At 59.6% G+C, this 10034-nt stretch carries 5 protein-coding genes and 1 pseudogene; 5 read left to right on the plus strand and 1 reads right to left on the minus strand.

Annotated features, from left to right (window positions below; all coding sequences use genetic code 11):
- Positions 1 to 11: 11 nt before the first annotated feature.
- On the minus strand, positions 12 to 5657 hold the full coding sequence (locus ACEN2R_RS18705; RefSeq protein ID WP_442044207.1) for a beta strand repeat-containing protein: 5646 nt from the start codon (positions 5655 to 5657) through the stop codon (positions 12 to 14).
- A 339-nt stretch (positions 5658 to 5996) separates the two neighbouring features.
- On the opposite strand from ACEN2R_RS18705, the gene ACEN2R_RS18710 reads away from it, so the two are divergent.
- The 5 genes and pseudogenes from ACEN2R_RS18710 to ACEN2R_RS18730 all read left to right on the plus strand — a co-directional run bounded on the left by ACEN2R_RS18710 (position 5997) and on the right by ACEN2R_RS18730 (position 9856).
- On the plus strand, positions 5997 to 7541 hold the full coding sequence (locus tag ACEN2R_RS18710; protein WP_442044208.1) for an alpha/beta fold hydrolase: 1545 nt from the start codon (positions 5997 to 5999) through the stop codon (positions 7539 to 7541).
- Between the two features lie 100 nt (positions 7542 to 7641).
- Positions 7642 to 8129 (plus strand): annotated as a pseudogene (gene hslV / locus ACEN2R_RS18715) (ATP-dependent protease subunit HslV).
- Positions 8126 to 8248, plus strand: a complete 123-nt coding sequence (locus ACEN2R_RS18720) for a hypothetical protein (RefSeq protein WP_442044209.1) — start codon at positions 8126 to 8128, stop codon at positions 8246 to 8248. The pseudogene hslV and the gene ACEN2R_RS18720 overlap by 4 nt, the downstream one beginning before the upstream one ends.
- A gap of 421 nt (positions 8249 to 8669) precedes the next feature.
- Positions 8670 to 9644 carry an outer membrane protein transport protein gene (locus ACEN2R_RS18725; RefSeq protein WP_442044210.1) on the plus strand — a complete coding sequence of 325 codons (975 nt, stop codon included), beginning with the start codon at positions 8670 to 8672 and terminating at the stop codon, positions 9642 to 9644.
- Positions 9641 to 9856 (plus strand): hypothetical protein, encoded by a 216-nt coding sequence (locus ACEN2R_RS18730; protein ID WP_442044211.1) that lies wholly within the window; start codon positions 9641 to 9643, stop codon positions 9854 to 9856. Before ACEN2R_RS18725 ends, ACEN2R_RS18730 begins: the two co-directional genes overlap by 4 nt.
- Positions 9857 to 10034: the final 178 nt, after the last annotated feature.

The raw sequence follows: 10034 nt of genomic DNA on the forward strand, positions 1-10034 counted from the left end.
CCCTGATGACATCAGACCAGCGGCAACTGCAGCGCGATATTGGTGAACCCGTCATCGGTGAAGGATGCCAGATCATCCGACGTGACTCCCGTCAGCCTGCCAAAGCTGTCCGATTGATAGTCCGTCCCATCGAACGTTAACGTCCAAAGCGCCGCCTCATCCTCATTCGCCGTCACAACGATGATCGATTCATCCTGCGCCAGCCCAAGGTTTGCAGCATCGGCCCTTGCGATGACGGCAAGGTCATCATCCTCGGTCACGCCTTCGAAGATGACGATCCCCGTGTCGCTGCCCAAGGTCACAGGGCTCTCACCGACAGTGGCGATCCCGTCACCACGGAAATTCCCGAAATCCGCCTCGATGACCAGCAAGTCCTGTTTCGACGCATCGTCATTGGATGAATCGAACCCGCTCACGATATCGAAACCGCCGCGCCCCTGACTGTTTTCAAGGACGACGGTCTTACGCCCAAAGTCCTCTACGCCGCCGACCCGCTCGAACCCGTCAAAGACAGGGTCGACACCTTCGACAAAGCCGACCCCAAGCCCGTAGAACGTCGACCCATCCGTCCCGCCGACATCAACACTGGCAAGGTCAAGCGTCTCGGGTGGTGTTGCAAGTGCGCGCAACCCTTGCAGATCGATATCCAGCGTGATCCGCGTTGTCTCGATCCCTGTTGAATATGCCGATAGCGCCCCTGCGGGATCTGCCGCCGTATAGGTGCCACCCGTCAAGGTGCCCAGATCGGGTGCCACACTCCCTGCGACGAAAAGATCGAACTGTACCAAAATCGGCTCGGTGCCAACATCAGGCACGCCATCGAAGAACGACAACAATGCCTGTGTTGAAATGGCCAACGTCGCCACCCCGCCGGTCACATTGAGCTGCACAATACCCGCATCCGCCGTCTGGTTGCCGACGATGATCACATCGTCATCCGTGCCGATATTCTGGTCGCCTCCGTCAAGAACCTCCCGGAATTCCGTCGCGACCATCAGATCGCGATTGTTATCGATCCCGAGCGTGCCTCCAGTGAATTTCTCAGTTGCGAAATCGTATGTCTGGGTGCGGGTAAAGCCGTCCCCCTCATCAGCTGCCGAAAGCGTCAGGCTGACATAATTGCCGTCGATATCCGTCTCGATCAGGTCAAAAACCGCCGCGCGGTCATAATCACCGAAAGGGGCGACATCCGTTGTTGCGATCTCGCGCGTCGTCACCTCGCCATTGGCCGTATCGATCGTCCCGATCACCGCCGCCGTCACCGAGTTGCCCTCGGCGATCGTATCCCGCACCGCGATGAACACGGGATTACCAGGCGCATCGGCCAGGAAATCGAGGTCGTAAAACTCGCCCTCCGGCAAGACGCCGCCGAAATCGGCCAAGGTTATCGGCGTGCTGGTCACGCCGGCAGCGCCGGTGTTGATATTCACCTCCGTGCCCGACCCGTCCGGAATAGCCGCCGCGACCGAGGCTGCCGGAATATTATAAACGGTAAACAACGGATCGCCCTGTGACAGGTTCCCGTTGCCGTCATCAACAACGTTAAGCTGGGTGAGGACAAGACCGTCGGCACGGACATCGATCTTTGTGGTCCGCGCGGTGACATCAGCTCCCGCCCCGCCATCAAAGGCAAAAGACCGGATCGGGGCCGACGTCTCGCCGTCATAGACCAGTATCGCGGTATATTGCTCGGAATCGGTATCGGCGGTGTCGATGATCTCGGCGATGACCACAGTCTGCCCATTGGTCATCTCCTGACCCTCAAGGATCGTGCGCGTCGTCGCGCCTTCCGCCCCGAAGACACCAATGTCGGTGAAAGGTTCGATCACCGCCCCTCCGGCAAGGAATTGCCCGCTTGCCGGATCACCAAGGCCGCTGTTCACGATCACCTGAAAGCCAAAGCTGGCACCACCACCCGAGACAGTCACAACAGCCGCCTGCGTCATCGGATCAAGCCCTTCGAAAACGGTGTCTGCAACCGCGAATTCGAAATTCCCCGACGCATCCGTTTGCGCCGTGAACGGACCGGCCAAATCCGCGCCGGAACCATCCTTGATCGTCAGCGTCATCTGCGTGTTTTCGGGCACTCCGGTGATCGTGCCAGGCAGGAATTCATTTAGGCCATTATCGCCGATCAGGGTCAGTTCTTCGTTATCATAGACAACAAGAGTATCTACGGTATAGGCCTCTGAAGTAGTATCATCAAAAACCGTGATCACTGCTGTGCCGTCCGGCACAACATCCACCACCCGCTCTGCCGTGGCCGAGGGAGAGGTATTGCCAGCCGCATCCATCGAGGTCGCGGTGATCGTATAGACCGCGTCGGTGGCATCCGTCAGATCAAGCGGGTCCGTCGTCCACTGGCTATTGGCATCGACAGCAACTTCGACCGGATTGGCAAAAAGCGTGGATTCAAGAACGACCGTGGTGTTCGGCTCGCCCGAGCCGCTGATCACAACCGACGTGATGCCTGCGGCGTCAATGGTCCCGTCCAGCGCATCAAAGATTGGCTGTGGCGGGATATCCAGATCGACATTCACCTGCACCGTCGCCGATGCGGGCGAGGCATTGCCCGCCGCATCCGTCGCCACCGCAAAGATCGTGTTCTGCGAGAACTCCGTCCCCGGCGTGACCGCGATAGCGTAGCTCCACATCGTGCCGCTCACATCGGCCTGCCCGACCGTTCCATCGACACTCACCGCAACGCTCGTCCCCGCCTCGGTCGTGCCGGTGATCGTATAGGCGTCATTCGTCACCTCCGCGAGGCCGACAAAGTTGTCCCCCGCGACCACATCAATCGTCGGCGCGGCAGGGGCACAGGCATCCACCACGCGATCCGCCGTTGCAGTGGGCGAGGTATTGCCTGCAGCGTCCGTCGATGTCGCCGTGATGGTGTAGCTGTCATCTCCGGCAGCGCTCAGGTCCAGCGCAGCCGTTGTCCAGACGCCTTCATCATCTACCAACACCTCGATCGGGGCGGCGAAAAGCGTCGATTCCAGCCGCACCGTCGTGTTCGGCTCGGCAGTGCCGCTGATCTCGACCGCCGCAATGCCCGCAGCATCAATAGTCGCATCCGCAATATCGAATGCAGGCGCTGGCGGAATATCCAGATCGACATTCACCTGCACCGTGGGTGAGGCGGAAGAGGCATTGCCTGCCGCATCCGTCGCCACCGCAATGATCGTGTTCTGCGAAAACTCCGTTCCTGGCGTGACCGCGATATCAAAGCTCCACATCGTGCCGCTCACATCCGCCTGCCCGACGGTGCCATCGACATTCACTTCAACGCTCGTCCCGGCCTCGGTCGTGCCGGTGATCGTGTAGGTGTCATTCGTCACATCCGCGAGGCCGACAAAGTTGTCCCCCGCGACCACATCAATCGTAGGCGCGGCAGGGGCAGATGCATCCACCACCCGATCCGCCGTTGCAGTGGGCGAGGTATTGCCTGCAGCGTCCGTCGATGTCGCCGTGATGGTGTAGCTGTCATCTCCGGCAGCGCTCAGGTCCAGCGCAGCCGTTGTCCAGACGCCTTCATCATCTACCGATACCTCGATCGGGGCAGCGAAAAGCGTCGATTCCAGCTGTACCGTCGTATCCGGCTCGGCAGTGCCGCTGATCACGACCGACGCAATGCCCGCAGCATCAATGGTTGCATCCGCAATATCGAAGGCCGGCGCAGCAGGTGCAGATGCATCCACCACCCGATCCGCCGTTGCGGCGGGTGAGGTATTGCCTGCCGCGTCCGTCGATGTCGCCGTAATGGTGTAGCTGTCATCTCCGGCAGCGCTCAGGTCCAGCGCACCCGTCGTCCAGACGCCTTCACCATCCACCGATACCTCGATCGGGGCAGCGAAAAGCGTCGATTCCAGCCGTACCGTCGTATCCGGCTCGGCAGTGCCGCTGATCTCAACCGCCGCAATGCCCGCAGCGTCAATAGTCGCATCCGCAATATCGAAGGCAGGCGCGACGGGTGGCAGCGCGTCGATCTGGTAGCTGGGCGCGCCAAGTGCTGCAGAGGATGTCACCCCATCGGCAGTCGCCGTTGCGACGACCGTGACTGTTCCCTCGGCCTCGCCTGCGGCAAGATAGCTGGCACCGCTGAAATCGACACTCCATGCGCCGGTTTCATCCACGGCGGTCGCACGGGTCGCTTCGCCGAGTTCGACCACAACGGTCGATCCGGCACGCCCCGTGCCGCTGATCGTGATGGCGGTGCCTTCGGCGACAGGGTCAGACAGGGAGGTAGAGCCGGTGATCACCGGACGCAGACCGACGGTGGTGGCGATCGTTTCGGTCACTACTGTCGTCGCAAGCGCCGAAGTCTCCGATGTATCCCCGACCGAGGTTGTGACCGCCTCTGTTAGATCCCCCTGCACCGCGGTCTGGACCTGTTCCAGCGTGGCCAGATCCTCCGCCGTATCAATCTCGGTCGCCACATCAGCGATCACATTGGCAAGATCCGTGGGGTTTACTTGAATGCCGTCGCCCGCCGCCGTCAGCGCAGCCTCGATCGCCGTGGCCGAGGTGAAGGGATCTTCGCCACCGTCGGTCAGGTCTGCGGTCAGTGCCGACAGCACGCTATCCACTGCCGCCTGATCGCCCGGGGCCGCGGCGGTGACAAGGTTGATCACCGCAGCCACCTTGGCGGCAGCCTGCAATTGCGTTGTGTCACCGCTTTCAGCAAGCGCGGCAGGGTCAACCGTCAGCAGCTCGGCGGCATCCCCCTCCAGACCCAGCGAGGATGCGACACTTGCCGTGGCATCCGCCACCGAGATCGGCGTGTCGGTACCCGCCGTATCCGCGACCAGCTTTTGCACCAGCGTTGTCAGCGGGGTGATATTCGTCGATCCGGCAGGGGCGGTCAGCGTGCCGGTGAAAGTTTCGCCTGTCGAAATATCGATGCCGCCGATGGTCACAAGCGGCACATCGTCGGGGAAAATCGCTGTGTTGAAGCTGCCGTCGCTGCCGGTGACGGTCTGGATTTCGCCTGCGTCCAGCACACGGTTGCCGTTGGCATCACCGTAAACCGTGGCACCTGACAGATACCCGTCGACCGCAAAGCCCAGTTCCACCGGGTCAGGGGTCGTGCCCCCGCCACCGCCATCACCGCCGCCACCACCGGCGGCCGCAGCCAGCAGCGCCAGCCCACCGGCGCCCGCACCCAGTGCCGCAAAACTGTCCCCGCCATCGGTGGGAGAGATTTCGGCGGCAGCGACCATCACCGCCTCGGCAGCGGGGCCAGACAGCAGGATCGCCCCGTCATCGCCCACCGAGATATTGTCGCGCCCAATCCGAAGCTGCCGCCCGTCGGCCAGGGTGATGATGACCGAGCCGTCATCCTGCAAGGCGACATCGACCACACCGGCGATACTCTCTGCCGCAACCGGCCCCTCCTGCGCCGCCGCCATGCCGGCCATCGGCACGATCAGCGAGATCACCCCCAGACCCTGCGCAATCCTGCGGCTGTTCTTGCGCGCCCAGGCTTTCAGGAATTTCCGCCGCGCGTCTGGCCTTTGCGGAATCCGCACCGCCTCCGCATCTGACAGCGCATCCGGCTGCAGATCATGCGACAAAAACACACCCGGCAGGGCGCAACCGCGATCAAGGGCAGGGTTGATACGGATGGTCTTGCGGGGGGTCGGGGCCTGATAGGTCAAATGTCTCTCCAGTTCAGAGTGGGGGGCAATCGGAATGTGGGGCAGAGTTCAGGGCAGTGGCGCGCGACGGACAGGCCTGCCGGATGACAGCTGTCGGTCCCGCAACGCCCAAAGGGACCGCCAGCAATCGCAATTGGGGTTTCAGTCGCAACAAACCATCATCCATTTCCCTAAACAGCGCAGGTCGTCAGCCGAGACCCTTACACAAGGGCAAGGTTTCGCGATTTCTAAGGTTTCTTCACCCCCCTTTAGGGGGGTTGTGCCAGAAAAATCTCGTGTAATATTTGAAACTTAGAATGAAATGAAGATGACGAACACCCAAAGCCCTTCAGGAGCCCCATGAACAAGCATATGAAGCGGCTCCCGCGTCTGGCACGAACGTTGCGCACGGCCCTGCCCTCATGGGCAGATGACACGATCGAGGAAAACCTCACAAAGGCCTCTGCCGATACGGCGGAAGAGCGGTTCTTTTACCGCACCTTCGGGCACAGTCACCTGTCGGTCGGACTTTATGATCAGGCCAACGGATTGGTCACATCCGATCCGATGGGGCATCCGTTCCCACCTCGGCTTGTCCGTCCCGAAGGGCAAAAGTCGGGCAGCGGTTTTATTCTTGCGGATGATGGCTTGTACTTTACGTTTGACGGCCTTGACCGCTGGCCGGATGTGCCGTCATCCGCGGCATTCGTTGCGGCCCATATCTCGCCCGCACAACTGGTCTCGATCGCCGTGGGCACCGCGCCGCACGGCAAGCTGACGCCAAGCGAATTCCAGCTTGTCGGACTTTTGCTGGAAGGGCTTGACCTGAAAACCGCCGCCGCCCGCGTCGGTGCCACCTATGACACCAAACGCAAGCAGATCCAAAAAGTATTGGAAAAGCTGGCACTGAATTCCCAGACAGCACTTGTGCGCACATTGGCCCTGGATCTAACGGTCTGGCTTGTGAACGAACTTCTCGCCCAGCCGGCCCATGATGCCGAAACGCTCCTGGCCAAAAAGCACTATGGCAAGACCATCACAATCAACCGGATCAGCGTCGCGGATAGCCCCGAGATCCCGATCTGGGATTTCGGGGCCAGATCAGGGCGTCCGGTGCTTTATTTTCATAGCATGCTTGCGCCTGTCATTCTTACCCGTGACCTACACAGCAAACTCATGGCGCAGAACCTGCGGCTTTTGATGATGCCTCGCCATTTCGTCGGCCTCGAAAGCGCGATGAGCCCCGATATCCGTCAGGCCCGCACGATATCCTCGCTCGCCCGCGCGCTTGATTACCTGTCCGAGGATAAACTGCTTTGTATCGGTGACAGCGCCGGCTGTGGCTGGGCCGCCCGTTTTGTGGCGGCAAATCCCGACAGGGTGTCCGGTCTGGTTCTTGCATCAACACCGCAGGCCTTGCCGGTGACCGACCAGCGGACCCTCTTCGCCGAGGTTTCGGCACGGATCAAACAGGATCACTTCGTCGTCAGCGGCATGACACGGCTTTACAACACTATCGCCCGCGCCCCCGGCCTGGCCCAGCGCGCCCTGTCCTACATGTATCGCCAGTCCCCCGCCGATCTGGCAACGCTCGACGCGGCATTCATCGACGGCCAGCTGGCCGATTGGCTGCGGCTGATCGCCAATCAGGCAATCCATACCTCGATGGACGAGGTGATGAACCTGCAACGCAACTGGACGCATGACCTGCGTTCGATCCCCGTCCCGTTGCTTTTCCTGCATGGCAACCAAGACCCGATCTGTCCAGCATCCTCGGCACAGGACATGGCCGACATGATGCCGAATGCCGCGATCCACCGCTTCAATGATGCGGGCCATTTCCTGCTGGGACAAAAGTTTGACGAGATTTGCCGGATGCTATCTGACGACCGACGTTTGCCGTGAAACAACCTCGGCTCTGACTGAAGGGTCGTCTTTCGTTGCGGCAGCGTGGGGTCGTTTGCCCCCCACTGGAATTCCCGAACACAACCTCAAGCAGCGATCGATGACAGAAGATGCATTTCCCGGCTGGCGCGGCACAAACATCGTCGGAGTGCACAAGGGCGGAAAGGTCATGATCGTGGGCGACGGGTAGATCAGCCTTGGCAAAACCGCAATCAAGAGCAACGCCCGCAAAGTCTGCGGGCTTTCTCCCGTTGCTCAAGATGTGATCTGCGGATTTGGGGCATCCACAGCGAATGCCTTCACCCTGCTGGAACGGCTGGACAGCAAACTCGAAGCCTCGCCAGGGCAATTCGCTCGCGCCAACGTGAATCTGGCCAAGGACTGGTGCACCGAAAATACCTGCAAAAACTGGAGGCAATTCTGATCGTCAGCGACGGCAATGACCTTTTCGTGATCACCGGCGCGGGCGACGTCCTGACGCCCAAACATGACATTGCCGTCAGGGGATCGGGCGGCAACTCTGCGTTGGCAGGTGGCGGTGTGATGATGACCAACGGCAACCTGTCGGTGGAAAGAATCGACGGATGATGGAAGGCGACGATATCCGCGCCGCTGTCGCCAGCGGTCTGATCGACGAAAAACGGGCCGGCGGCCTGATCGGCCTCTCCGACAGCCGCCGCGACGCGCGAGAACCTTGCCGCAGGTGACGAACCCTTTAAGCTTCTCAAAGAGTTCAACGAGATTTTCATCGTCATCGGCCTGCTGAGCCTGTCCACCGGCGGGTTGCGTGGTCGCCGTAGTGCTGGCGGATCAGGTCGCAGGCTGGCAGCGCTCCACCGTCCTCATCGGTCTTGAGGGCAGCAGCATTTTGTGGCTTTTGCAGAAATAATTCGTGCGCAAACGGCGGATGGTCACCCTCGCAATCGCCCTTTCAGTGATGTTAGCCAGCAACGCGGCAAGCGTTTTTTCATCAGGTTGCCCCCTTTATTTCGCCACGCAAAATTTGTTGTATTGCCTACATTCACTTTCCGATCGGCACTCTTAGTATCTTTTGACACGATGACTTTGGGTTCCCAGCACTGCAACGTATGACGTCTATTCGATATAGTTACGTCAGGAACCTGTTAGATGAAAAACGCCATTGTGCTTGGGTCTGTGCTTCTACTCACTACAAGCATCGCACAAGCAGGCGGGCTTGACCGCGCAGGAAACGCCTATTCGGTTTTGTTCGAAGACGGCAACTATGCACAGCTGTCCTTTTCTTCGACGACACCGGATGTCAGCGGTGATTTTCCTGATGTCGTTGGCGGCGGATCGACAAAGAATATGGCTAACAGCTACACTTCGCTGGGGTTCGCGCTCAAATACGGCATCACAGACAAGATCGACCTCGCTGTTTTTCTTAACCAACCTTTCGGGGCCGACGCAGAATACACAACAGGCTTTTATGAGGGATTGACCGCAATTTGGGAAAGCAATCAAGCGGCAGCAGTTGTCAAGTATCAGGCCGCACCCCGAATTGCTGTCTATGGCGGTCTGCGCGCAGTACGGTCGAAGGCCGAGATCATGATCCCCGACCAGTTGATCCGTGCCGGTATCGCGAGCCAGATTCCAGATCCACTTCCTTCGATCAACCCTCTCCCCGACGCGCTACAAACTGCGATAGCACTAGTGCAGTCGCCCGATGGCGCGCTGGGCTATAGTGCCGAGACCGACCAGAATACACAGGTTGGCTATATCATCGGAGCAACCTATGAACGCCCCGAAATCGCACTTCGTGTCGCGCTGACCTATGAAAGCGGTCTGACACATGATTTCGGTTCAAGCGAAACACTTCCAGCCATCGGTGCCGACAGTGCCAAAGGGACTTTCGACATTGAGATGCCGCAGTCTGTCACGCTCGACTTCCAGTCAGGCGTGGCCGCTGACACATTAGTGTTTGGTAGTGTCCGCTGGAGTGAATGGTCCGTTTGGGAGGTCCGACCAAGCATCTATGAAAGCCTGACGGGTGACCGTGTTACCGGGCTGGACAATGATGTTTACACATATCGGCTTGGCGTCGGGCGGCGTGTAAGCGATGATCTTTCAGTTTTTGCACCGTGACCTACGAGGATGCCCAAGGCGGTATTTCGTCCCGTCTTGCACCGACAGACGGTTTGGCCAGCTATGGTATCGGTGGAAGCTACACCATAGACGCCGTTGAAATCACAGGCGGCATTGAATATGCCGTGCTTGGAGACGCCAACGACGGTTTAACGGAGTTTCAAAACAATACGGCGCTCGGCTTTGGTCTCAATATTGGGTATAATTTCTAAGATCGCAGTCTGCGCAGTGCCTGTTAGTATAGCTTCCATTGCATTGACAACGTGCTGGCCGAAGCGCAAATCGCAATTCTGCTGGTCGTGCCCTAACTCACAGGGCACCTCGATTTTTACGAGTTTTCAGCTCCACACCTCGGCGCTACCGGTTTGAAGGTGGCCGGAGACCACTGAC

Source organism: Pseudogemmobacter sp. W21_MBD1_M6 (genome assembly GCF_052119585.1).
Classification (GTDB): domain Bacteria; phylum Pseudomonadota; class Alphaproteobacteria; order Rhodobacterales; family Rhodobacteraceae; genus JBGQOJ01.